At 64.8% G+C, this 22,001-nt stretch carries 18 protein-coding genes and 3 pseudogenes; 9 read left to right on the plus strand and 12 right to left on the minus strand.

Annotation, left to right across the window (positions count from 1 at the left end; all coding sequences use genetic code 11):
- The first annotated feature begins 97 nt into the window (after positions 1 to 97).
- Both ACCQ03_RS18615 and ACCQ03_RS18620 read left to right on the plus strand, forming a co-directional pair.
- A pseudogene (locus ACCQ03_RS18615) lies at positions 98 to 2,167 on the plus strand (M13 family metallopeptidase).
- A 194-nt stretch (positions 2,168 to 2,361) separates the two neighbouring features.
- Positions 2,362 to 2,784 carry a hypothetical protein gene (locus ACCQ03_RS18620; RefSeq protein WP_209227983.1) on the plus strand — a complete coding sequence of 141 codons (423 nt, stop codon included), beginning with the start codon at positions 2,362 to 2,364 and terminating at the stop codon, positions 2,782 to 2,784.
- Positions 2,785 to 3,014: 230 nt separating this feature from the next.
- Here ACCQ03_RS18620 and ACCQ03_RS18625 read toward each other — a convergent pair whose 3' ends face one another.
- The gene (locus ACCQ03_RS18625; protein ID WP_209227105.1) at positions 3,015 to 3,998 is read right to left on the minus strand and encodes an oxygenase MpaB family protein; all 984 of its coding nucleotides are present in this window, start codon (positions 3,996 to 3,998) and stop codon (positions 3,015 to 3,017) included.
- A gap of 412 nt (positions 3,999 to 4,410) precedes the next feature.
- On the opposite strand from ACCQ03_RS18625, the gene ACCQ03_RS18630 reads away from it, so the two are divergent.
- Positions 4,411 to 5,085: a hypothetical protein gene (locus ACCQ03_RS18630; protein WP_081022732.1), complete on the plus strand. Its 675-nt coding sequence runs from the start codon at positions 4,411 to 4,413 to the stop codon at positions 5,083 to 5,085.
- A gap of 183 nt (positions 5,086 to 5,268) precedes the next feature.
- On the opposite strand, the gene ACCQ03_RS18635 is transcribed toward ACCQ03_RS18630, so the two are convergent.
- From ACCQ03_RS18635 to ACCQ03_RS18650, 4 genes are all read right to left on the minus strand, one after another.
- On the minus strand, positions 5,269 to 6,864 hold the full coding sequence (locus ACCQ03_RS18635; RefSeq protein WP_209227104.1) for an APC family permease: 1,596 nt from the start codon (positions 6,862 to 6,864) through the stop codon (positions 5,269 to 5,271).
- A 331-nt stretch (positions 6,865 to 7,195) separates the two neighbouring features.
- Positions 7,196 to 7,567 carry a hypothetical protein gene (locus ACCQ03_RS18640; protein ID WP_017157422.1) on the minus strand — a complete coding sequence of 124 codons (372 nt, stop codon included), beginning with the start codon at positions 7,565 to 7,567 and terminating at the stop codon, positions 7,196 to 7,198.
- A gap of 163 nt (positions 7,568 to 7,730) precedes the next feature.
- Positions 7,731 to 8,507, minus strand: coding sequence for a LytR/AlgR family response regulator transcription factor (locus tag ACCQ03_RS18645; RefSeq protein WP_209227103.1), 777 nt, complete (start codon positions 8,505 to 8,507; stop codon positions 7,731 to 7,733).
- Complete coding sequence (locus tag ACCQ03_RS18650) at positions 8,504 to 9,802, minus strand: sensor histidine kinase (protein WP_209227102.1); 1,299 nt, start codon at positions 9,800 to 9,802, stop codon at positions 8,504 to 8,506. The genes ACCQ03_RS18645 and ACCQ03_RS18650 overlap by 4 nt, the downstream gene beginning before the upstream one ends.
- A 309-nt stretch (positions 9,803 to 10,111) precedes the next feature.
- Here ACCQ03_RS18650 and ACCQ03_RS18655 point away from each other — a divergent pair, with 309 nt between their 5' ends.
- The gene (locus ACCQ03_RS18655) at positions 10,112 to 11,326 is read left to right on the plus strand and encodes an FAD-dependent oxidoreductase (RefSeq protein WP_150147007.1); all 1,215 of its coding nucleotides are present in this window, start codon (positions 10,112 to 10,114) and stop codon (positions 11,324 to 11,326) included.
- 311 nt (positions 11,327 to 11,637) lie between these two features.
- Here the strand turns inward: ACCQ03_RS18655 and ACCQ03_RS18660 are convergent, their stop codons facing one another.
- Complete coding sequence (locus tag ACCQ03_RS18660; RefSeq protein ID WP_057677569.1) at positions 11,638 to 11,832, minus strand: hypothetical protein; 195 nt, start codon at positions 11,830 to 11,832, stop codon at positions 11,638 to 11,640.
- A 478-nt stretch (positions 11,833 to 12,310) separates the two neighbouring features.
- Here ACCQ03_RS18660 and ACCQ03_RS18665 point away from each other — a divergent pair, with 478 nt between their 5' ends.
- The 3 genes from ACCQ03_RS18665 (at position 12,311) to ACCQ03_RS18675 (ending at position 14,274) form a co-directional block, all read left to right on the plus strand.
- Positions 12,311 to 12,817: a YciE/YciF ferroxidase family protein gene (locus ACCQ03_RS18665; protein WP_008577724.1), complete on the plus strand. Its 507-nt coding sequence runs from the start codon at positions 12,311 to 12,313 to the stop codon at positions 12,815 to 12,817.
- 138 nt (positions 12,818 to 12,955) lie between these two features.
- The gene (locus ACCQ03_RS18670; RefSeq protein WP_008577723.1) at positions 12,956 to 13,855 is read left to right on the plus strand and encodes a manganese catalase family protein; all 900 of its coding nucleotides are present in this window, start codon (positions 12,956 to 12,958) and stop codon (positions 13,853 to 13,855) included.
- Between the two features lie 80 nt (positions 13,856 to 13,935).
- Positions 13,936 to 14,274, plus strand: a complete 339-nt coding sequence (locus ACCQ03_RS18675) for a hypothetical protein (protein WP_057677572.1) — start codon at positions 13,936 to 13,938, stop codon at positions 14,272 to 14,274.
- Between the two features lie 138 nt (positions 14,275 to 14,412).
- On the opposite strand, the gene ACCQ03_RS18680 is transcribed toward ACCQ03_RS18675, so the two are convergent.
- The 3 genes and pseudogenes from ACCQ03_RS18680 to ACCQ03_RS18690 all read right to left on the minus strand — a co-directional run bounded on the left by ACCQ03_RS18680 (position 14,413) and on the right by ACCQ03_RS18690 (position 18,976).
- A complete protein-coding gene (locus ACCQ03_RS18680; protein ID WP_209227100.1) occupies positions 14,413 to 14,985 on the minus strand; it encodes a hypothetical protein in 573 nt (190 codons plus the stop codon).
- 30 nt (positions 14,986 to 15,015) lie between these two features.
- Positions 15,016 to 15,214: pseudogene (locus ACCQ03_RS18685) on the minus strand (hypothetical protein).
- 220 nt (positions 15,215 to 15,434) lie between these two features.
- A pseudogene (locus tag ACCQ03_RS18690) lies at positions 15,435 to 18,976 on the minus strand (CheR family methyltransferase).
- A 209-nt stretch (positions 18,977 to 19,185) separates the two neighbouring features.
- Here ACCQ03_RS18690 and ACCQ03_RS18695 point away from each other — a divergent pair.
- Entirely contained in the window at positions 19,186 to 19,566 is a 381-nt protein-coding gene (locus ACCQ03_RS18695; protein WP_209227098.1) for a response regulator, read from the plus strand.
- Here the strand turns inward: ACCQ03_RS18695 and ACCQ03_RS18700 are convergent.
- The 3 genes from ACCQ03_RS18700 to ACCQ03_RS18710 are packed head-to-tail and all read right to left on the minus strand — an operon-like array spanning position 19,560 to position 21,420.
- Positions 19,560 to 19,802, minus strand: a complete 243-nt coding sequence (locus ACCQ03_RS18700; RefSeq protein ID WP_209227097.1) for a hypothetical protein — start codon at positions 19,800 to 19,802, stop codon at positions 19,560 to 19,562. The genes ACCQ03_RS18695 and ACCQ03_RS18700 overlap by 7 nt on opposite strands.
- Positions 19,799 to 21,082, minus strand: a complete 1,284-nt coding sequence (locus ACCQ03_RS18705; protein ID WP_017157411.1) for a sigma-54-dependent transcriptional regulator — start codon at positions 21,080 to 21,082, stop codon at positions 19,799 to 19,801. The genes ACCQ03_RS18700 and ACCQ03_RS18705 overlap by 4 nt, the downstream gene beginning before the upstream one ends.
- 32 nt (positions 21,083 to 21,114) lie before the next feature.
- Complete coding sequence (locus tag ACCQ03_RS18710; protein ID WP_081022726.1) at positions 21,115 to 21,420, minus strand: hypothetical protein; 306 nt, start codon at positions 21,418 to 21,420, stop codon at positions 21,115 to 21,117.
- Positions 21,421 to 21,616: 196 nt separating this feature from the next.
- On the opposite strand from ACCQ03_RS18710, the gene ACCQ03_RS18715 reads away from it, so the two are divergent.
- A complete protein-coding gene (locus tag ACCQ03_RS18715) occupies positions 21,617 to 21,898 on the plus strand; it encodes a hypothetical protein (RefSeq protein WP_017157410.1) in 282 nt (93 codons plus the stop codon).
- Positions 21,899 to 22,001 lie beyond the last annotated feature (103 nt).

Consider the following 22,001-nt stretch of genomic DNA (forward strand, 5'->3'; position numbering starts at 1 on the left):
GCACCCTGCACTGCAGGCCACTACACTGTGTTGTCCGTTTTGGTTATACGAGCTGCGCCGCATGGCTTCTCTGCATCGCCCCGTCCTGATCGCCGCTATGTCTGCCGCGCTGCTGACCACCGCCGCCTGCTACCGTGATGGCGCGACACCGGCCGCGAGCACGCACCCAACGCCGCCGCCCAGCAAGCCCAAGCTCGGCGATTTCGGCTTCGATGCGACCGGCATGGATCGCAGCGTGGCGCCGGGCGACGACTTCTTCGACTACGCCAGCGGCAGCTGGGTCAAGCGCACGCAGATTCCGGAAGATCGTGCCAGCTTCAACAGTTTCGTTTCCATCGCCATCGAGACCGAACGGCATAGCCGCGACATCATCGAAGGCGCTGCCGCCAACGACCGCGTCACCGGCGAAGACAAGCAGATCGGCGACTATTACGCCGCCTACATGGACGAAGCCAGCATCGAGGCCAAGGGCGCGCGCCCGGTGCAACCGTAACTGGAGGCGATCGCCCAGCTCGACGACAAGCAGGCGCTGGCGCGCACCCTGGGCGGCCAGCTGCGTGCCGATGTGGATCTGCTCAACGCCACCAATTTCCATACCGACCGGCTGTTCGGCCTGTGGGTGTCGCAGGACCTGCTGCATCCGGGCCGCTATGTGCCCTACCTGGTGCAAGGCGGCCTGGGCATGCCCGAGCGCAGCTTCTACCTGGACGGCGGGCGCATGGCGCAGCTGCGCGAGGCCTACCGCGCGCACATCGTCACGTTGCTGGAGCTGGCCGGCATCGACGATGCGCCCGCCAGGGCCGAGCGCATCCTGGCACTGGAAATCGCCATGGCGCGCGTGCACGCGACCCCCGAGCAGACCAACAACGTGCAGGCGGGCGCCAACGCCTGGAAGCAGTCGGATTTCGCGCGCAATGCGCCCGGCCTGGACTGGCCGGTGTTCTTCGAGGCCGCCGGCCTCAACGCCCAGCAGGATTTCATCGTGTGGCAGCCGCGCGCGGTGAGCGGATTGTCGGCGTTGGTGCAGTCCGAGCCGCTGCAGACCTGGAAGGATTATCTGAGCTTCCGCGCGCTGGATCGCGCCTCGCCCTACCTGTCCAAGGCCTTCGCCGACGAGCGCTTCGCGTTCTACGGCACCACGCTGGAAGGTACCCCGCAACAGCGCCAGCGCTGGAAGCGCGGCATCGACGCGACCGATGCCGCACTGGGCGAAGCGGTCGGCAAGCGCTACGTGCAGAAGTACGTCAGCGCGCAGACCAAGACGCGTGCCGAAGAGATGGTCAAGAACATCATCACCGCGTTCGGCAAACGCATCGACGCACTGGAATGGATGAGTGCCGAAACCAAGCAGCATGCCAAGGCGAAAATCGCCGGCCTGACGGTGGCGGTCGGTTACCCGGACACCTGGCGCGACTACAGCGGGCTGGACGTGCGCCGCGATGATGCGCTTGGCAATGTGCAGCGCGCCGAGGTCTTCGAATACCGCCGCAACCTGGCCAAGCTGGGCAAGACGGTCGATCATCGCGAGTGGTACATGCTGCCGCAGGAGGTCAATGCGCTGAACGTGCCACTGGAAAACCGCCTGATCTTCCCGGCGGCGATCCTGCAACCGCCGTTCTTCGACCCCGCCGCCGACGATGCGGTGAACTATGGCGCGATCGGCGCGGTGATCGGCCACGAGATCAGCCACAGCTTCGACAACATGGGCGCGCTGTTCGACGAACACGGCGAGCTGCATAACTGGTGGACACCGCAAGACCTGAAGAAATTCGAGAGCGCCGGCAACGCCTTGGCCGCGCAGTTCAGCGCCTACCAACCGTTCGACGACTTGTCGGTCAATGGCAAGCTGACGCTGGGCGAAAACATCGCCGACGTTGCGGGCCTGGCCACCGCATACGACGCCTACCAGTTGTCGCTGCAGGGCAAGCAGCCCCAGACCCTGGATGGATTCAGCCCGGATCAGCGCTTTTTCCTCGGCTTTGCGCAGGCCTGGCGAAGCAAGTATCGCGACGCGGCACTGCGCAATGCGTTGCTCACCGACGTGCATGCGCCTGGCCGCTTCCGCGCGCAAACCGTGCGTAACCTGGATGCCTGGTATCCGGCCTTCGATGTGACACAGGATCAGCAGCTGTATCTGGCGCCGGAGCAGCGGGTCAGGATCTGGTAATTGGTGTGTCGATCGCTGCAGCGCCATTTTGGCCGATCGCTGCAGGGCTACCGTTTAACACCGGTGCTACAGCGCGACTGGTGCGTGTGTCTGCTGTGCAGTTCTTCGCTGCCAAGGCTGGTCTGGCGTTGAAGGTTGAGCGACTCGCCACGGGATCGGAAGTGAGATGAGACGCAGCTAAGCTTTGGTACTGCGTGCATGCTGCTGTTGCTGTTTTGCCGCTGTTGTTGTCGGTGTTGCCGTTGTTGCCGTTGTTGCCGTTGTTGCCGTTGTTGTTGCTGTTGTTGCTGTTGTTGCTGTTGTTGCTGTTGTTGCTGTTGTTGCTGTTGTTGTTGCTGTTGCTGTTGTTGTTGTTGCTGTTGTTGTTGTTGCTGTTGTTGTTGTTGTTGTTGCTGTTGTTGTTGTTGTTGCTGTTGTTGTTGTTGTTGCTGTTGTTGTTTTTCTTGCTGCTGCTGGCGTTGTTGCTGTGCTGTGCCGGTTCTCGGCATTACGTGATTAGCGCGGCACTCACGATTTCTTTGCTGGCCTGCCTGCTTAAAAAACTCGTGACGCCTGGGTTGCCGCTCGACATGCCCCTACCCTCGCCCCAACCCCTCTCCCGAAGGAAGAAAGGCTAGTGTTCGATTGCTGGTAGCACGCAGCACGCAACGCTACACCTACCAGCTGGCCGCTCACCGCCGCTGCGGCAGGGTGCTGAAAGCCCCTCTCCCCTCGGGAGAGGGGTTGGGGTGAGGGTACGGTGTCGCATCACGCTACCGCCCGCGCGCATCCCCCTTACCAGCCGCTCCCGGGCACCGCCACGTCGCTCGCCACTCCAGAACGCGCAACCAGCCCAATCTCGCAACTATTACGCGCGGTTGGGCCACTCCAGCAACATCGCCGGCGGCAATTGCATGCGCCTGCATGCACGCGCAGACAGTCCGTCGCGCAAGGCGGTGCGGAACAGCGGCGACAGGCTGCGCAGCAACCGTGCCGATGCGCGCGCCTGCGCGCGTTGGGCGGCGGTGCGGCCGAGCATGTCGCTGGCCCAGCCGGGCAACAAGGCCGTGCCAGCGCCGAGAAATACCCCGCGCGACAGGCCCGCGGCGGGCACTGGCAGCTGGATGCTGGTGAGGATGTCGAGCACCTCGCGCGAGCGCGCGTCCATGCGTAACTCTCCCAGGACCGATGCGAAATATGCATCCACCTGCGCCTCGCTGGCCGGCACATCGGCAGCGCCCAGCGCTTCAGCCACGCGTCGCGCTTCGTCGTAATAGCGATTGGCGATGGCAGCAGGTACCTGGCGGCAATAACGCCGGCATCCCTGCAAAAACCCGTAGGCCTCGGTGACATGCACCCAGGTGAGCAACTGCGGGTCGTTGGCCTCATAAGGCACGCCGTCGGCGGTGTGGCCGCGGATATGCGAGTGGATCTTGCGCACGCGCGCAATCAGTTGTTCGGCTTCCGCACGTGGTGCGTAGGTGGTGCCGGCGACGAAGTTGGTGGTGCGCCGCAGCCGCCCGATCAAATCGGTGCGGAAGTTGGAATGGTCGTAGACCCCGGCCAGCGCGCGCGGATGCAACAACTGCAACATCAATGCGCACAGGCCGCCGGACAACATGCCCGGAAATTCGGAATGGATGCGCCAGGTGATGCTGTCGGGCCCGAAGATGCCCGGGTCGCCCAGCGGCTGGTCGTATTCGATGGTGCTCTGGCCACGCGGAAACGCATCGAGCACCCAGCGATGGATCTGTTTGGCGGCGGGGGCGGTGAGCGTGCGCAGGACGGCTGACATGCGGCCATGATACGCAGCGCATCTGCAACGCCAGATCAGCGTCGCGCAAACCAGCATCCACTCATGAGTCGCGACGGCGACCAGATGCGGACGGGCATCGTGACCGCGGCGCCGGAAGAGGGCGACCTGGCATCTGGGTGGGTACTGACCACCCGGGCAGTCGCGCCCCCTGATCTTTCTACAAGCGGGCCCGGCGTCGCCCCAACGCCTACCTTTCCAACGCGTCCGGCAAGCCAGCCTGCCATCCCCGCGAACCCGGCAATTGCCGCAGCGCCGAGTGTGCAGTGCAGCAAGATCGAAGGTGCAGCGCAGGCACGCGGCGGCGGCATTGCAGCAAATCCGCCTGAATTCAGCAATTTGTGCGCGTCTGCGCAGAATTGCGCGGCCGGCGCTTGGCTTGGGGCATTGCCATGCACAGCGAAAGTGCTAGAACTAAGACCGTCCGTCGACGCACTGCTTGGCCAGCACGTTGCGGACGCTCCAGGGCACCGGCCACGGCCAGTGCAGCAAGTCGTTCGTACCAGCCATCCGTCAGGAGCTTGTCATGATCGCTTTGTTCCAGGGTTTAGGCCTGCTATTGCAGGACAACGCACTCCATCGGCTCCCCTTCGACGAGCAGGTGGCTCACTGGCGCGACAAGACCGACGCGCAGCTCGACGAAGAGCTTTCGTTGCTCAAGGTGGCCAAAAAGCAGTGGGTGATCGCCTCGATCATCGGCTGGCAGGCGATTTCGCTGATATTGCTGGGCGTGATCACGCACCAGCTGTGGCAGAACGACTACCACCTGACCTTCAGCCGGGTGGTGATCATCTTCACCTCCTGGGCGTCGATCCTGTTCGTGATGTGGTACATCGCCGATCTGTTCGACCACAGCGCCGGTTTCGAGCGCTGGCTACGCGCCTTCAACAGCCGCGCACGGGTGACGCCGGATGCAGACTCGGTCGAGTGCGTTGCCGACGCGCTGGACATGACGCGCCGCTATCCGGAGGTGCTGCGCTACAAGCAGGAGGTCACCTCCAAGCGCGAGTTGCGCCACGAGGACATCGTCAACATGCGCGAAATGGGCCGCCTGCGCCGCTATACCGAACTGCTGCGCGACCTCGACCGCTTCGATGGCGCGCCACGGCTGGTGGTCAATTCCTGACCAGGGCCGCCGTGGCGATGCAGCGACGCCGTTGACGGAAACGCGTTGCCTGCAGCACTGATTCCGCTGCAAACAACAACGGCCGGTGCGCACTGCACCGGCCGTTGTTGTTGATTCCCAGCGATCACTGCCAGCCGGTTGACGGGCGCCGGCTCCTGGCAGCGCGCCCGGCACTGTGACCGCTCACGCCTGCGCAACCGCCTTTTCTACCGAGGGAGTCCGCCAGCCGCTGCGCACGCCCCAGACGTAGAACACCGCGCCCATCACTGCGACCACGACCAGATCGGTGCCATAGCTGAGGTAGCCGTGGCCACCGAAATCGGTGCTGCCGGCCCACGAGACCAGGGCGATGGTGGGCAGGTAGCAGATCATCCAGGCCGCGCCCTTGAGGTTGCGGCGCAGATCCGGCCAGCCTTGCTTGGCCTGGTAATAGCAGTACACCGGCAGCGCCACGACCATCAGCAGGATGATCTCGCCGGTCAGCGGCCAGCGCGCCCAGTACAGCAGCTCGGTGGCCATCACGAAGGCCACGCCGGCCAGCACCGGCAGTGCGGCGATGCGCAGCGGGCGGTGCAGTTCCGGCGCGTGCCGGCGGAGCGCCATCGCGCTGATCGGGCCGGTGAGGTAGGAAATGATGGTGGCCACCGAGATCACCGCCGCCAGCGTGCCCCAGCCGCGGAAGAAGAACAGGAACACGAACGACACGGCCAGGTTGAAGAACATCGCCATGCGCGGCACGCCCCAGACCGGGTGCAGCTTGCCCAGCACGGACGGCATGGTGCCGTTCTTTTCCATGCCGTAGACCATGCGTGCAGTGGTCGCGGTATAGGTGATGCCGGTGCCGCTGGGGCTGACGAATGCATCGATGTAGAGCAGCATCGCCAACCAATGCAGGTTGACGATGATGGCCAGTTCGGCGAACGGCGAGCGGAAATCGATGCCGTGCCAGCCGGCCTTGGCCAGAAGATCCGGCGGCACGGCGCCGATGTAGGCCACCTGCAGGATCACGTACACCACCGTGGCCAGCGCGATCGAACCCAAGACGGCGAACGGAATGCTGCGCCCGGGGTTACGCGCTTCGCCAGCCAGATTCACCGGGCTCTGGAAGCCGTTGAAGCTGAAGACGATGCCGGCGGTGGCCACTGCGGTGAGCACCGCGGCCAGGTCGAGCACGTGCGCATCGCCGTGGATGCCGACGCCGAAGTTCTCGCTGTGGAAGCCGCTGGCGATCAGCGCCACGCCGGTCGCCGCGGGCACCACGAGCTTGAACACCGTGATCAGCGTATTGGAGCGCGCGAACAGCTTGACGCTCCAGAAATTCAAGAAGAAATACACCAGCACCAGCACCGCCGAAATCAGCAGGCCGGGCACCGAGAGCTCACCTGCCCCTCCGGGCGCCTGCACATACAAGCCCTGCGCCCAGGCCCATGGCCAGGACGCCATGTACTGCACCGAGGCCTCGGCCTCGACCGGGATCACCGAGACGATGGCGATCCAGTTGGCCCAGCCGGCAATAAAGCCCACCAGCGATCCGTGCGAATAGTGGCTGTAGCGCACCATGCCGCCGGATTCGGGGAACATGGCGCCCAGCTCGGCATACGACAGCGCGATGGTGGTGATGATCGCTGCGCCCAGCACCCAGGCCCAGATCGCGCCGGGGCCGGCCAGCCCGGCTGCGCGCCAGGCGCCGAACAGCCAACCAGAGCCGATGATCGAGCCCAGGCCGGTGAGCATGAGGGCGAAGGGGCCAACGTCGCGGCGTAGCGAGTGTTCGGACATGAGGAGCCTGGCAGTGAGGACGCCGTGAACCGGCAACAAGCCGGTAATGATCGCAGAAGCGACCGCTTGCCGTCAGTGCGTATTCAGGCATGGCCGGGGTTTCGCTGCCGGCATCCTGCCGATTCGGCAGTGCGCCGCCTGCCGACGCACGCCGGTGCCCATTGCCTGCTGCAGCGACCAGGCATATCTGCACCGCAGCCAGGCTGGCGCCGCGGGGTGCCGGTGCCGGGGACCCGCAGACACTGCGCGGTGCGCTCCGGCTTGTGCGCGTGGAGGGTGCCACCTGAGGCACGCCCACCCGACGCCGGCTCGGTGCGTGGGTAAGCCTTCCTCAACCGTGGCAATCGGCCCGCGGAGCGGTGGTGTCCACACAGGTGTGCGCCTGGCCGGGGACGCCGCGCAATTCGCGCACCTGCCCTGGCGCCAGCGCAAAGCTGTCCAAGGTCTTGCGGGCACACGTCGGTGTGCTTGCGCCATCACCGCTGCTGCGAGCGCCGCACTGCTCCTCAAAGATCAGGTAGTAGCAATGGCCGGTATCGCTGGCCAGGCAATGCACGCTGGTACCGGTCGCGGTGATCAGCGTCTTGCTGAAGATCACATCGTGGCCGTCGCGGGTGGCACGGGTGATCGAGGTGGTGCCACTGCGTTCGTGGCAGCCGGCCAGGGCAAGCAGGCAATACACCAGGGAGGCGATCAGGCGCATGGAGGCAGTCCTTTCAGTCGATGCAAACGGGGGAATCAAAGCAGGCTGCAGCGCATCAGGCAGCGGTCATCGGAACTCGGCTGTGGCACTCGCGCGCGCATGCCGGTCCCACGCGCGCTGTCCGATCCATCCGGGGACTGCTCGCGATGTCGGCCGAACGCGCTTACATGCCGCGGAACAGGCTCATGAACGGCTGGCTGACGGTCAGCGTTTCGCTGCGGCCGCGCAGCGCCAGCCGGCCCTTGCCGGTGTCCTCGCGCACCACCGAGGCAACCGCCTTCATGTTGACGATGGTCGAGCGGTGGATCTGCTTGAACACCTGCGGGTCCAGTACATCCAGCAGTTCGCGCAATGGCGTGCGCAACACCGCTTCGCCGGCGGCGGTCATCACCGTGGTGTATTTCTGATCGGCCTGGAAATACGCCACCTCATCCAGCGCGATCAGGCGCGTCTCGCGCCCGCTGCTGGCGGTAAGCCACGCCAGCGGCGGAGCAGCGCTGGCCGCCGCCGGGCGTGCCGACAGACGCTGCAGCAAGGCCTCCAACAACGCGCCATCCGGCTGCCCGGCAGCGGCGCGTTGTTGCACGCGCTGCCAGGCGGCCTGCAGGCGCTCGCGGCCGATGGGCTTGAGCAGGTAATCCACCGCACCGTGTTCGAACGCATCGATGGCGTACTGGTCGTAGGCGGTGACGAACACCACCTGGCTGCGCGGGCTGACCTCGCGCATCGCACGCGCCACCTCGATGCCGGTGAGGCCGGGCATGCGGATATCCAGGAACACCACGTCCGGCTGCTGCGCGGCGATGGTCTCCAGCGCGCTGGCACCGTCCTCGCAGTCGCCCACGATCTGCAACTGCGGGCACACCTCGGCCAGCAGCGTCAGCAACGATTGCCGCAGCAAGGCCTCGTCTTCGGCCACCACCGCGCGCAGCGCACTCATGCGCGCACCTGGGAGGCGTGTGCGGCCTGTGCGCCGGCAGCGGCTAGCGGTGGCGGCGCGGCAGCAAACTGCGTCGGCAGCGGCAGGCTCAAGGTGGCCGCCACCCCGCTGGGGAAGTTGGACACGATGGCAAAGCTCGCCTTGCCGGCATAGATCAGCTGCAAGCGCTCGCGCAGGTTCTTCAAGCCGATGCCGGTGCCATGGCTATGCGTGTTGAAGCCCTGGCCGTCGTCGGCCACGGTGAGGGTGACATGGTCATCATGGCGACGCGCCAGGATCCACACGGTGCCGCCACCGGGCTTGGCTTCCAGCCCGTGCTTGATCGCGTTTTCCACCAAGGTCTGCAACATCATCGACGGCAGCGGCAAGGCACGCAGTTCGTAGGGCACTTCCACCTGCAGGGCCAGCCGCGTGCCCATGCGGATGCGCAGGATCTCCAGGTAGGCCTGGGTGCGTTCGAGTTCTTCGCCCAGGGTGGCGATGGCGCCGTCGGCATTGGGCAGCGAGCTGCGCAAATACTGGATCAGATGGCCGATCATGATCTCGGCGCGCGGCGGGTCGGTGCGCGCCAGCACCTGTGCGCTGGCCAGGGTGTTGTAAAGAAAGTGCGGCTCGACCTGGGCGTGCAGCAGATTCAGGCGCGCCACGGCCAGTTCCTTTTCCATGACCGATTGTTCGGCGGCGGCCTGTTCGTCGCGACGCTGCTCGCCGACCCGGCGCACCACCGCGCGATTGATCGCCTCGGCGTTTTCGTAATTGCTGCCTTCGTCCACCGCGAACAGATCCACCCAGGCGCCGGCGTCGGGCTCGCACAACACGGTGACGCTGCTGGTGCCCTGCCCCGGCGCGATCGTCGCCAGGATCTGGTTGTGGGTGATGGCAAAGCGCGCGAACAGGTTCCAGCGCGACGGCTGGCGACCGGCGTACGGGTCGATGCGGCGCACCTTGGCGCGGATCAGCAGGCTGCCCGGTGCGCATTCGATGTCCTGCACACGCGGCAGTGCACGCACCGCCTCTTCCATCACCGCAAAGCTGGCCTGCACATCCAGCGGCACTTCGATCTGGCGGCGCTGGCGGGTGGACAAGGTGGTGTGGTCCAGCCGATCGGCGATCAGGCGCACGCGCCGCACATGGGTGACCGAACTCATCAACGCAAGCGTCAGCAAGACCATGCAGGCCAACGCGTAGATCGGGCCGATGGAGCCGAACAACTGCGCCCACATGATCCCTGCCACCACCAACGCGGCGGCCCAGGCGAACACGATACGCACGATCAGGAAGACGCTGGCAGACACGGGTGGGCAGCTCGTTGGGTGGGACGGGAGCGAGCATAGCCGGCGCGCGCGACTGCGAAAGCCCCGGGCGACGAATGGCCGCCAGCGCGGCATCAAGCGCCAGGATTGCGGTGCGAAACCGTGGTGCCGGCTACGGCCGCGGCAGATGCGCGCGCTATGCTGGAGACATGCCGGCGCTGCGCATGCCGCGCTCGGATGCTGGCACGCGACAGACAACACATCTGCAGAGGCCACAGCATGCATCCGCGCAGGCGGGGCGAGCCGCATCACGGCAACCACATCACCCACCACAGCACGTCAGGGAGTTGCATGCACCGTCGTCATTTTCTACGCAGCGCCGGTGTTGCGCTGGCGGCCGCCTCCACGGCGAGCTGGGCAGCAACCGACAAGACGCGCGCCGTCCCGCCCGCCACGCTGCCGGTCACGCCGCCGGGTGGTCTGCCTGCGCCATTCGCGGCTGCCCCGCCATTGGCACCGATGCGCGCCTCGGTCGACCGCATCATCGCCATCAACGGTTGCACGCGCCCGTTCCGTGCACAGGGGCCGCGGATCGAAGCCGAGCGTCTCGGGCGCAGGACGGTGGTGCACAACTACGGGCATGGCGGCAGCGGGTGGTCGCTCTCGTGGGGTGCCGCCGAACAGGCATTACGGTTGGTGCGTGCGGCCGACCCCGCTGCGCGCGAGCTGGCGGTGATCGGGTGTGGCGCGATCGGCTTAACCACCGCCCTGGTGGCGCAGCGCGCCGGCTTGCGCGTGCGCATCTACGCGCGCGAGCGCCTGCCGGATGTGCGTTCGTTCTATGCCACCGGCGTGTGGTCGCCCGATTCGCGCGTGTGCACCAGCGAACACGCCACTGCCGACTTCAAGACGCGCTGGGAAGACATGGCGCGCACATCGTTTCGCCGCTACCAGACCCTGCTGGGCCTGCCTGGCGAGCCGATTGAATGGCGTGATGGCTACGTGCTCTCGGACGTGCCCTTCGATCAACCTGTCGCCTCTGCCGAAGCGCATGAGCCGGACTACCCGCCGCTGGAGCGCGAACTGCTCGATGATCTTGGTCCGCGCTCGCAGCCGGTGGCGCCCGGCGGTCATCCGTTTCCAGTGCCATTCGTGCGCCGCTACAGCCAGCTCACCTTCAACCTCAGCGCCTACGCGCGCTTGTTGATGGACGACTTTCTGCAGGCAGGCGGCGAGCTCTACACGCGCGAGTTCGAGCATCCGCGCCAATTCGGCGACTTGCGCGAGAAGATCCTGATCAACGCGACCGGCTACGGTGCGCGCGCCTTGCTGGGCGACGACAGCGTGATTCCGGTGCGCGGGCAGACCGCGCGCCTGATCCCGCAGCCGGAAGTCACCTATGGCCTGGTCTGGCGCGGCCATAATCTCAACGTCGTGCCGCGACGCGACGGGTTGTTGGTGCAGGCGCAAGGCGCGCACGACTTCAATAACGCAGACGCCATGCCCGATCGCGCCGCAACGGAAGCGGCGGTGCGCGAGCTGGCGCGGCTGTTTGCCACACGCTGAGCCAGGCGAGCGCGGTGGTGGCCGGCGTGCATTGCAAAGCGTAGGTGCTGGCAGTGATGGGCAGTGGCCTCCACCAGATGCCAGCACTGCAGATGGTTGTGCCAGGCCACCTGTCGCGCTTGTTCCAGTCGTTGGAATATCGATCCACGCCAAGCGCAGCATCAACACCCGATCCAGCACGCTTCGGGTCGGCGTGGACGGCGCAGGCGAGCAGTAGGGTGTGCGCGATCGCAACGATCGCCAGCCGCGCCCGCCAGACGGTGCGCGCAGTCGTTCCATTCGCGCTTTAACCGCTGCTCGGCACCGCCGCGCTAACGATCTTCAAGCGAAGCCTGCAATGCACTGGCCAGCGCAGCGTCGCCGCTGACCAGTTCTTCCCAGCGCAAGGTCACGCCTTTGCGCTTGCCTTTCTCGACCAACTTCAAACCTTGCGGATCGATGATCAAGGTATATGCCTGATCGCCGATCTGCAGTTCGCGACGTAAGGGTTTGTCCAGCGGCGTCATCGCACAGCCTCGCAAAAAGTTCGATCACTGTTGTATCGCATCGACGTGGATCGATGCGACATCTGCAGCGATGCGTAAGCGCCGCCACATCCATGCCGAGGCGATGGCGGTAGTAGGTACGCCAATTGAACTTTCCATCATTGCCCACGCAGCGAGCGCGGCCTGCACCACAGCACAGGTCGCCATCGCACCGGGATCACCGTTTCCACCAATCCCGCTAACACTCGCAGGACTAGCGTAGCGACCACGCGGTGCTGCCTGGAGATCGAAACGAGGACGAAGGTGTCTTTCGAAGAACATCAAGCGACGTGCTCGCAGCGCTCGTTTGCGAGCGAATGACGCGCACGGAATTTCAAAAGTGTCTTACGTGATCCATCGGCACGTTCGTCTGCAGGCGTGCAACGCGAGCGCATCAAGGCATCGCCATCGACATGGCGAACGCAGCAACCCACCCTCTGACCAACCCAAGGAGCCACACATGGCGATCAAGACCGTCGAAGAACTTTTCATCCACGAACTGTCGGACATCTACAGCGCCGAGAAGCAGCTGACCAAGTCGCTGCCGCGTCTTGCGCGTGCGGCCACCGAGCCGAAACTCAAGCAAGCCTTCGAAACCCACCTGGAAGAAACCCAGGGCCAGATCGAACGCATCGACCAGGTTGTGGAGACACTGGGCATCAAGCTCAAGCGCATCAAGTGCGCTGCGATGGAAGGCCTGGTCGAAGAAAGCCGCGAGGTCATCGACGAAATCGAAGCCGGCCCGGTGCGCGACGCTGCACTGATCGGCGGCGCGCAGAAGGTGGAGCATTACGAGATCGCGTCCTACGGCACCATCGCCGCCATGGCCAAGCAACTCGGTTATGCCGATGCCTTGCCGCTACTGCTGGCCACGCTGGAAGAAGAAAAGGCCACCGACGAAAAGCTGACTTTGCTTGCCGAGCAAGGCGGCAACCAGAAGGCATCCAAGGCCAGCAAGGCCGCCTGAGTCACCGCGCAGGACGGCAGCGCCGTCCTGCGTCGCTTGCATATCCCTGCGGGCATCCCCCCGAAAGCCAAAGCCCCACGTTTCTGCCCGCTCCCTGAGTGGTCGTAGTTGCCGGGCGCCAGCCATGGAGCATCACCCATGTTCATGCACAACAAGCGTTTGATGTACACCGTCCGTGTCGCCCAGCCCAACCCGGATTTGGCCACGCTGATGTTGGAACAGTTCGGCGGACCGCAGGGCGAACTCGCCGCTGCGATGCGCTATTTCACCCAGGCCCTGGGCGAAGACGATCCGGGCCGCAAGGATTTGCTGTTCGACATCGCCACCGAAGAAATCAGCCACCTGGAGATCATCGGCTCGATCATCGCCATGCTCAACAAGGGGCCCAAGGCGGTGCTCTCCGAGGGCATGGAAGAGGCCATGGACATGCGCAACATGACCCAGAACAGCACCAGCCATACCCAGCAAATCCTGTATGGCGGTGGCCCGGCCCTGGTCAATTCCAGCGGCGTGCCGTGGACGGCGGCGTATGTCGACAGCATCGGTTGCCCCACGGCCGACATGCGCTCCAATATCGCGGCCGAGGCACGTGCCAAGCTGGTGTATGAGCGCCTGATCAACGTCACCGACGATCCGGGCATCGTGGATGCGCTGCGTTTCTTGATGACGCGCGAAGTGGCGCACCAGAAGTCGTTCGAAAAAGCCCTGTACTCGATCGAGCCGAACTTCCCGCCAGGCAAGCTGCCGGGCGATCCGCGCTTCACCGACAAGTACTACAACACCTCGCAGGGCGAGGGCGACATGATCGGCCCGTGGAATGCCGGCGAGCAGTGGGAAGTGGTGGCAGACCGCGAGGCGCAGGCCGCCGTCGATGGTGGCGACGGTTCTGCCACGGTTGCGCTGGATGCCACGCAGACCGCGGCGCTGGATGCCATGTCCGAGCGCCTGCTCTCCAATCCCGAGCTGGACCGCGTGACCGGCGCAGACCTGGGTGCAGGTCCGGGCGCCGGCTCCACCACCGGCGATATCCAGCGTTAATTGATGGGTGCAGCTGCACCCTTCATCAGCCCGGGGCCAGCGCGCTCCGGGCTTTTTCATTGCACTGAACAGGAGTTGCCATGAACACAAAATCCACACTCGACACACACGACGAACGCCAATCGGCCTATCGCGGCAACGGTCCCGACGCATCGGTGGATGGCAGGGGCCGTGACGATCCATCGGCGGTCCAGACCCACGACGCACAGCCACCGCGTGACGGGGCGCCGGAAGCGTTGAATCAACGCGGTCATGGCCGCGGCGGCAGCCTGGGCGAAGGCGAACCCGACGGCCACCCGGAACGCGATGGCAGCACGCAACCCAACTTCGGCCAGAGCGGCACGTACGGCAAGCAGCAACACATCGACGCGCAGCAACGCGCACTGGATGACGGTGCCGAGGACACCGGGAACGATTGACGATTGCGTGCTTAACGGCGGTCTATTGATCTGGTCGCAGCGAGCTGGCCACCAAGCGGCAATCCCGATCCATCCGCACTACCGCAACGATGAAGGGGTCCACTGGGCCCCTCCTTTTTGGCTATGTGGCGCGCGCGCTCACACCCGTGCGCTCCGCGCCGAGGCCGCTTCGCCCGCCCACTCCGGTCGTACGCCGGCTGCGGCGGCGCAGCGTTCCAGCCGCCAGGGCGTGAGATGACGCATGGCTTCGGCACCGCCCATGTGCAGCCACTTGCTCAGGTCGGCGTCGATACACAGCGGCCGGTAGGTGGGCATGCTCGCCGATGAAGCGACGAGCAACGAGAATCCCATCTGCAGGCGTCCGCCGATGTCCATCACGTTGCGCAATCCGGCGGCATACACCGCACTGCCGTCCTGGCTCAACCAGGTTGCGGCAGTGGTGCCATCTGCCGATGCAGTGCAGACGAAACCGCACAGTGGAATGGCGCAGCGCTGGGTTTCCCAGATGGCCAGATCCACCCCGCCCAGTCCGCCGGGCTCCTGCAAATGGATCGAACGCTGCTGCCCCGGTGCGCGGCGACCGAAGGTGGCGCGCTCTTCGCGTTTGCCGCCACGGTCTGCAACCAGAATGTCGGCATCAGCGCCTACGCCGACCTCGACCCAAGCATTGCTCGCCACGCGGGCAGACAACTGAAGAACGCGCGTAATCATGACTACTCCACTGTATGCATCTCGATGACTTCAGTGGTTACGCATAATGCGCGCCAACTTTTTTCACTTTGGCAAAGGTCGCCACTGCAAGAGTTTCACGCAGCTTCAATCGCACGGCACGCGCTGCGAACGCCGAATAGGCCGCAGGATCTGCACCATCGCGCAGTATTTTCCGTAGGCTACGCGTGTACAGCGCACGCGATGTTGTGAGATGCACAAGCGTGTGCAGCAGAGTTTGCTGCGGCAGGCAGGCACGCAATACACACGCGTATCGCGTGCAGTACGGCGCTCTTCACTAGCGGTCCAGATGATCGCGTAGGTCGTTATCCGCACCAAGCCGCGTGCCGGTGGGCAGACATGCACATCGCGGCGTGTGCCGCGCTGTGCGCGTGCACACCCTGCCCGCTGCAGCGGTCAATTCCTGCAGTCCCGACGTCTTGCGGTCCAACTCACCCGTTCACCGGATTGAGCGGCAACTGGATCTCGCATTCCAGGCGCGTATCGCTGAGCTCGTAGCGCGTCTGCGCGCCATGGCTGTACGGCAACGCCTTTTCGATCAGCCGGCGGCCAAAACCGCCGGCTTCATCGCGGTCGTTGCGCAGCTGCTGGCTGGCACCTTCTTCGATCCACAATAGCTTCAGGCGCGCCGGCGTATCGCTGCCGGAGACGACTTCCCAACGGATCGACAAGGTGCCGGTATCCACCGCCAGCGCGCCATGCTTGAGCGCGTTGGTCGCCAGCTCGTGCAGTGCCAAGGCCAGCGTCTGCACGGTGGATTTGCGCAGCGCCACGTTCGGCCCCCCCACCACGATGCGGCTTTGATCCGGCTCTGCCCCTAGCGCATCCAGCTCCATGCGCAGCAGGGCACCGATGGTGGTGGGCATATTGTCCGATTGCGATAGCAGCCCCTGCACGCGCGACAACGCAGCCAGCCGATCCTCGAACTTGGCCGCAAACTCGGGCATGCTCTGGCTGGCCTGCACGGTCTGCTTGGCCACCGACTGCACCACCGTGATCAGATTGCGCGTGCGGTGCTGCAACTCGGCCACCAAGACGCGCTGCTCTTCCTGCAGGCGGCGCAGGTTGTCCGATTCGGTGGAGGTGCCCAGCCACTCCAGCACCTGGCCGCGTTCGTCGCGCACCGGGGCGCCGCGCGTATGAAACCAGCGGTAACCTTGTTCGGCCGCATTGAACAGACGGTGTTCGATATCCAGCCCGCCGCTGGACGCACTTTCCAGCCAGGCATTCATGGTCGGCTCGCGATCGTCCGGGTGCACCGCCTGCAACCAGCCCAGTTCCAGGCTCTCAGCATCGCTCTGGCCGGTGTAGCTGGACCATTGCGGGCTGGACCAGGTCCAGCGGCCGCCATCGAGCGAGCGCCACACCAGCTGCGGGATACCTTCCATCAACGTGCGCAGGCGTTGCTCGCTGCTGCGTAGTGCACGCTCGGCGCGCGTGAGCGGGGTGACGTCCATGAAGGTCAGCACCGCACCACCGATGAAATTGTCCACGGTGCGATACGGCAACACCCGCACCATGTAGCGCGCATGCGTGGTGGGATTTTCGACCTCGCGATCGAGCACTGCCAGGGTGCGGATCACCCGCCGCGCATCATCCTGCAGTTCGTCGTAATCCACATGCAGCTTGATGTGGCTGATCGGACGCTGGATATCGCTTTCCACCAGCGGCAGGATGTCGGTGACGGCCGGAGTGAAGTTGGTGACGCGCAATTCGTTGTCGAGGAAGACGGTGGCGATCTGGGTGCTTTCCAGCAGGTTTTTCAGATCGCTGTTGGCATGTGCCAGCTCCTGCACGCGATGGGCCAGCTCACCGTTGACGGTGGTCACTTCCTCATTGACCGATTGCAGCTCTTCCTTGGAGGTTTCCAACTCCTCGTTGGCGCTCTGCAGTTCTTCGTTGAGCGACTGGTATTCCTCGTTGGAAGACTTGAGCTCCTCGTTGGTGCTTTCCAGCTCTTCGATCATCGATTGCAGGCGCTCGCGGGTAATGCGCAGCTCATTTTCCAGCACTTGCACATGACCATCGTCGTGTGCGCTGTCTTGCGGGCGGGGCAGCTCCACCGGTTCGCGCGCTTCCACTTCCTGGAACAGCACGACGTAGCCGCGCGGCACCTCCGAATCGGCGGTCGGCTCCACGAACAGGTTCACCGCCCAGGTCGCCGCGTCTTCGTGCACCTGGATGCCTCTGACATGCACGGGCGAGCGGTCGCGTTCTGCGCGGCTGAGCGCGCTGCGCAAGTCCAGGCGCAGATCGCGATGGATCAGATTGAGCAGGTTGAGACTGGGCGTGCCGCCGCCTGGGCGGATGAATCGCCCGGCCTGCGACGAGAAGTGCAGCACCTCGAATGCTCGTCCAGCACCGCATACGCCGGCGCATAACGGTCGGCGATACGCTCGCCGGCACGCACCAGCGCATTGCCGGGAGTGCGCTGCCGTTGCGGCGGTGTCGGCACCCGGGCAACCGCAGCGGTCGGTACGGTTGGGAACGTCGCATGCACGTTGCTCTGTGCATCGATGCGCTGAAACACACGAAAGCTGCGCTCCACCGGGGTGAACAATTGCGCGTGACGCGAGACGTTTTCGGCGTTGCCCAGGAACAGATAACCGCCTGGACGGATGGCGAAATGGAAGATCGGGATCACCCGGTTCTGCAATTCGGCATCCAGATAGATCAACAGATTGCGGCACGACACCAGGTCAAGCCGCGAAAACGGCGGGTCCTTGACGATGCTGTGCTGCGAAAACACGCACAGCTCGCGCAGCTCCTTGCTCACCACATAGGTGTCGCCTTCCTTGACGAACCAGCGCCGCAGCCGCTCGGGTGCGACTTCACCGACGATGCTGGAGGCATAGCGCCCCACCCGCGCAGTGGCCAGTGCGCGTCCGTCGATATCGCTGGCGAAGATCTGGATGCGTGGCGCGGTGTCCAGGGTTTCGGCGTGTTCGCGCAGCAGCATCGCCAGCGAATAGGCCTCTTCGCCCGTGGAGCAGCCCAGCACCCAGATGCGCAGGCTGTCGCCAGTGTGCTTGCCCTGGAACAGCCGCGGAATCACCTGTTGCTCAAGGAATTCGAACTCGCGGCGGTCGCGAAAGAACTTGGTCACGCCGATCAGCAGGTCGTTGAACAACTGCAACGGTTCGTCGAAGCGATTGCGCAGCACCTCCAGATACTGCTCCAGGGTTTCCACCTGCGCCACCTGCATGCGCCGTTGCACGCGCCGCAGGAAGGTGGCGCGCTTGTAGCCATGAAAATCGTGACCGGTGGTATTGCGCAGGATGGCGGCGACCTGGCTGAGCTTGTCGCTCTCGCTGCCATTGCGCACGCCGGTCGGCACCGGATGACCGAAGCCGTGGTGGCGTTGCATGTGCGCGGCGATACGCGCGGCGATCTGTGGCAGGGGCAGGATGTCGTCGGTGATGGCAGCCGGGTTGCTGGCGCTGCGCAGGTCCAGCCCATGCAGTGCGGCATCGTCCACGGCCAGCGCCAGACCGCCGCACTCGCGGATCGCCGCGGTCCCCAGCGTGCCGTCGCCATCGAAGCGCCCCATGATCAGGCCGATCACATTGCCATCCTGATCGTGCGCCATCGAAACGAAAAAGCTGTCGATCAATCCGTGATCGCTCTCGCCACCGGGCAAGGCGCGCAGACGGATGCGCCCTTCTTCCAGCGTAACCACCGTATCGGCCGGCGGCAGATAGAAGCGCCCCGGTTGCAGCCGATCACCATCACTGGGGACCGACAGCAGGGTCGCCTGGCTGCCAAGCAGTTCGCGCAGGCGTGCCCCATCCAATAATTGGCGGTCGCGCAACAACAGCATGATGGCCAGATTCGAGGCGCCAGCAACCGCATCGAGCAATTCTGCCAGGCGATCCGCGTCCATGCCGGCGGCGCCCACGCCGAGCACGAATAAGGGCGGCTGCGTGTTCGCATCCGTGGCGATGTCGTTGATGGAAGTTTCGTCGTCGGTCATGGCGGCACTAGCGTCGCAACGCTGGGTTCAAGCGCAATCGCCCATGATCGCGTAAAGCACGGTGGACCGCCATGCACCACGCCACGCATTGCGTGCGCACACTGCAGAGACCGGTCTTGGAAGCGCCTGCTTGCGCGCCGCGTTAACCTGTATTGGGAGCACCATGCGCACGCGCGTTGCCTAAAAACGCCACTGCCCTGGAGCCTGTCATGCACGAGACTGCACTCGCCGGCCGCCGTATTCTTGTGGTCGAGGAAGATTACTTGTTGGCCGAATCGCTCAACGACTTGCTGGTAGAAGCAGGCGTCGATGTCGTGGGACCGGTCGGCAATGTGCCCGACGCGCTCTCGCTGGTGGCGTCGGGTCAGGCCATCGATGGCGCCTTGCTGGATGTCAACGTGCGCGGCCAGGCGGTGTTTCCGGTCGCCGATGCATTGATGAAGCGCGGCGTGCCGTTTTCGTTTTGCTCCGGCTACGACCGCTATACGCTGCCGCAGCGCTTTGCGCATCTGTCGTACTGCATGAAGCCCTACAACCCGCGCACGATCACCAGCCTGCTCAGCCACCAGACCGAAACGGCCAATCACTGATCGGTGCGGGCGGGCTGGGCGCTATCGCCCGGTTCCACACCGGGCTGCTGCAGGGCGCGCTCCTGCTCGCCCAGCTGGTTGAGCAGTTCGACGGCGGCCTGATGCGCTGTGCGCAGCGTTTCCAGCGGCTTGGACGTTTCGTTGCGCAACGCATACAACGCAAAGCCCATCACGTTGAGACGATTGCGCAACTGGTGCAGCAGCTCGCGCCGCTGCCCACGCGGTGCCTCGCTCACTCCGCACCCTTGTCACTGAGACGGTTGTGCAAGGTGCGCACGCTGATGCCCAGTTCTCGCGCGGCGGCCTTCTTGTTGAAGCGCGTGCGCGCCAGTGCCGATTCGATCATCGCGTCTTCGGCCTGTCGCACGGTCCAGCCCACAGGAATCAGCAAGCCATCCTGGTCGGCCTGCGGCACAGTCTGCTCCACGTCCGGGGCGCTCAACAGATCGCCATCGGAGCGCAGATACAGATAGTGGATGAACGAGCGCAGCTCGCGCACGTTGCCCGGCCAGGCGTGGTAGGCCAGGTAGCGCAGCAACGACTTGGTCGGCAACTTGCGCTTGCCGTATTTGACGTTGAGCTCGTCGATAACGCGCAAGCCAAGCAGGCGCGCATCGCCGCGGCGCTCGCGCAGTGGCGGCACCTGGATCGGGTATTCATTGAGACGGTAGAACAGGTCTTCACGCAGCACCGCCTGCTCGCGCTGCACGTGCTGGTGGGTGGCCGCCACCACGCGCGCATCCAGTGCGATTTCCTCGTTGCCGCCCACACGCATGAAGCTGCGCGATTCGATCGCCCGCAGCAGATACACCTGCAGCCGCTTGGGCATCTCGCCGATTTCATCCAGGAACAGCGTGCCGCCTGCGGCCTGCTCCAGGAACCCGGCATGGCGACGGTCGGCGCCGGTGAAGCTGCCGCGCTCGTGGCCGAACAACTGGCTGGCCAGCAACTCTTCCGGAATGGCCCCGCAGTTGACCGGCACGAAGCGGCCGCGACGACCGGACACACGGTGGATGGCGCGCGCCACCAGATCCTTGCCGGTGCCGGTTTCGCCGGTCACCAGGACATTCAGATCGGTCGGCGCCACGCGCACGATGTCCTTGCGCAGCATGACGATGCTGTCGCTGTTGCCAACGATGCCCAGGTTGCCCTGTTGCGCTTCGCGCAGCCCCCCGAGTACGCGCTCCAGGCGCTCGGGCGCGAACGGCTTGGTCAGGAATTCGCTAACCCCGAACTGCTGCGCGCGACCCTGGGTTTCGCGCGCGTAATCGCCCGAGACCACGACGATCTGCGGGGTGTGGTCAGGGTCGAGCCGTTCGATCAGATCGAAACCGCTGCCGTCTGGCAGGCCAACATCCACCACCAACAGGTCCGGAAAGTTGCTGTCCAGCCAGCGGCTGGCTTCGCCGAGGGTGTGGATACCCTTGGCACGGAAGCCGCTATCGGTGGCGAGTTCAACCACCTGATCGCAGAACTCCACGTCGTCGTCGATGATGGCGCAGGAAAGACGGTCCATGAGCGCTTCTGTCCGCAATGACTGATACATGTTCAGTTGAGAATTGTGACGGCCGCGCGAAATGCGCTGACGCACCACATCGAAAATTGCATGCTGCTGTCACGATCTGTGGGTGGTGCGGCGCTCTTCCCCCAGTCGAGCCCGCCCAGATGACTGAGGGCGAAGTACGCATGGAAGCGCTCGATTGCGCCAGTGCCAAGCGTCACGCTCTGGATCGGTCGCCGCTTCGAGAATGCCGAAACGCCAAGGAGTGCAAGGTTTGCCGCGGCAGCGGTGCCAGTCCAACGACGGCTGCCGTCTTGATCGAGCGCGGGCTGAGCTCGCTTGCGTGCCTGCATCGAGGCCAGGATATCAGCCGGGGCTGACGTAAGCCGACGCCACCGCGGCGCCGCATGAACCCGTCAGGAAACCGCATCGGGTCTGCTGGGTTGCCCACAGCCTACGCACCGCGCGTGGAAGAGGCGTGCACAACGCATTCACACGTTCCTCCGAGGATGCGGCGAACACTTGCCCAATCAACGAATGAGGTGTCCCATGCACGCAATCTCGGCGCCCGTGCAGGCCGATGTGCAAACCGAATTGGACTACTGGCGTGGCGAGCACCGCCGGGGCCAGCTTGGCTATTACGCATTCGACGGCATTCCCGAAGGCACGATCCGGGCGGTCTGCGCGGCCTATAACAGGCGTCCCGACCTGACCGATGCGGAAGCGGTCAAGGCCGTGCGCGATGCGCTGTGCCTTACTCCCGGCTCGATGAATGCCGTGCTCGCCGATTGGCTGGCGCCGCGTTGCCTGCGCCACTTACGCCAGGCGTGATGCAGTCGGCGGTTGGGCTCGCTTGATTGGTGCGGTGTACGCCTGCCGTGATTGGCCGGGCTCTTTGGGCCCGCAGGTTCTTCGAGTCGGCAAGGTAGCGCAC

Source organism: Xanthomonas sp. NCPPB 3569 (genome assembly GCF_041475645.2).
Classification (GTDB): Bacteria; Pseudomonadota; Gammaproteobacteria; order Xanthomonadales; family Xanthomonadaceae; genus Xanthomonas; species Xanthomonas phaseoli.

Coding starts and splice junctions, on each gene's coding strand:
- ACCQ03_RS18660 (WP_057677569.1), bottom strand. CDS start 11,832: ATGACGCCGCTGGACAAACCCTTACGTCGCGAACTGCAGATCGGCGAT.
- ACCQ03_RS18645 (WP_209227103.1), bottom strand. CDS start 8,507: ATGAGTGCGCTGCGCGCGGTGGTGGCCGAAGACGAGGCCTTGCTGCGG.
- ACCQ03_RS18710 (WP_081022726.1), bottom strand. CDS start 21,420: ATGCAGGCACGCAAGCGAGCTCAGCCCGCGCTCGATCAAGACGGCAGC.
- ACCQ03_RS18680 (WP_209227100.1), bottom strand. CDS start 14,985: ATGATTACGCGCGTTCTTCAGTTGTCTGCCCGCGTGGCGAGCAATGCT.
- ACCQ03_RS18675 (WP_057677572.1), top strand. CDS start 13,936: ATGAACACAAAATCCACACTCGACACACACGACGAACGCCAATCGGCC.
- ACCQ03_RS18670 (WP_008577723.1), top strand. CDS start 12,956: ATGTTCATGCACAACAAGCGTTTGATGTACACCGTCCGTGTCGCCCAG.
- ACCQ03_RS18705 (WP_017157411.1), bottom strand. CDS start 21,082: ATGGACCGTCTTTCCTGCGCCATCATCGACGACGACGTGGAGTTCTGC.
- ACCQ03_RS18655 (WP_150147007.1), top strand. CDS start 10,112: ATGCACCGTCGTCATTTTCTACGCAGCGCCGGTGTTGCGCTGGCGGCC.
- ACCQ03_RS18625 (WP_209227105.1), bottom strand. CDS start 3,998: ATGCTGGTTTGCGCGACGCTGATCTGGCGTTGCAGATGCGCTGCGTAT.
- ACCQ03_RS18665 (WP_008577724.1), top strand. CDS start 12,311: ATGGCGATCAAGACCGTCGAAGAACTTTTCATCCACGAACTGTCGGAC.
- ACCQ03_RS18640 (WP_017157422.1), bottom strand. CDS start 7,567: ATGCGCCTGATCGCCTCCCTGGTGTATTGCCTGCTTGCCCTGGCCGGC.
- ACCQ03_RS18695 (WP_209227098.1), top strand. CDS start 19,186: ATGCACGAGACTGCACTCGCCGGCCGCCGTATTCTTGTGGTCGAGGAA.
- ACCQ03_RS18715 (WP_017157410.1), top strand. CDS start 21,617: ATGCACGCAATCTCGGCGCCCGTGCAGGCCGATGTGCAAACCGAATTG.
- ACCQ03_RS18635 (WP_209227104.1), bottom strand. CDS start 6,864: ATGTCCGAACACTCGCTACGCCGCGACGTTGGCCCCTTCGCCCTCATG.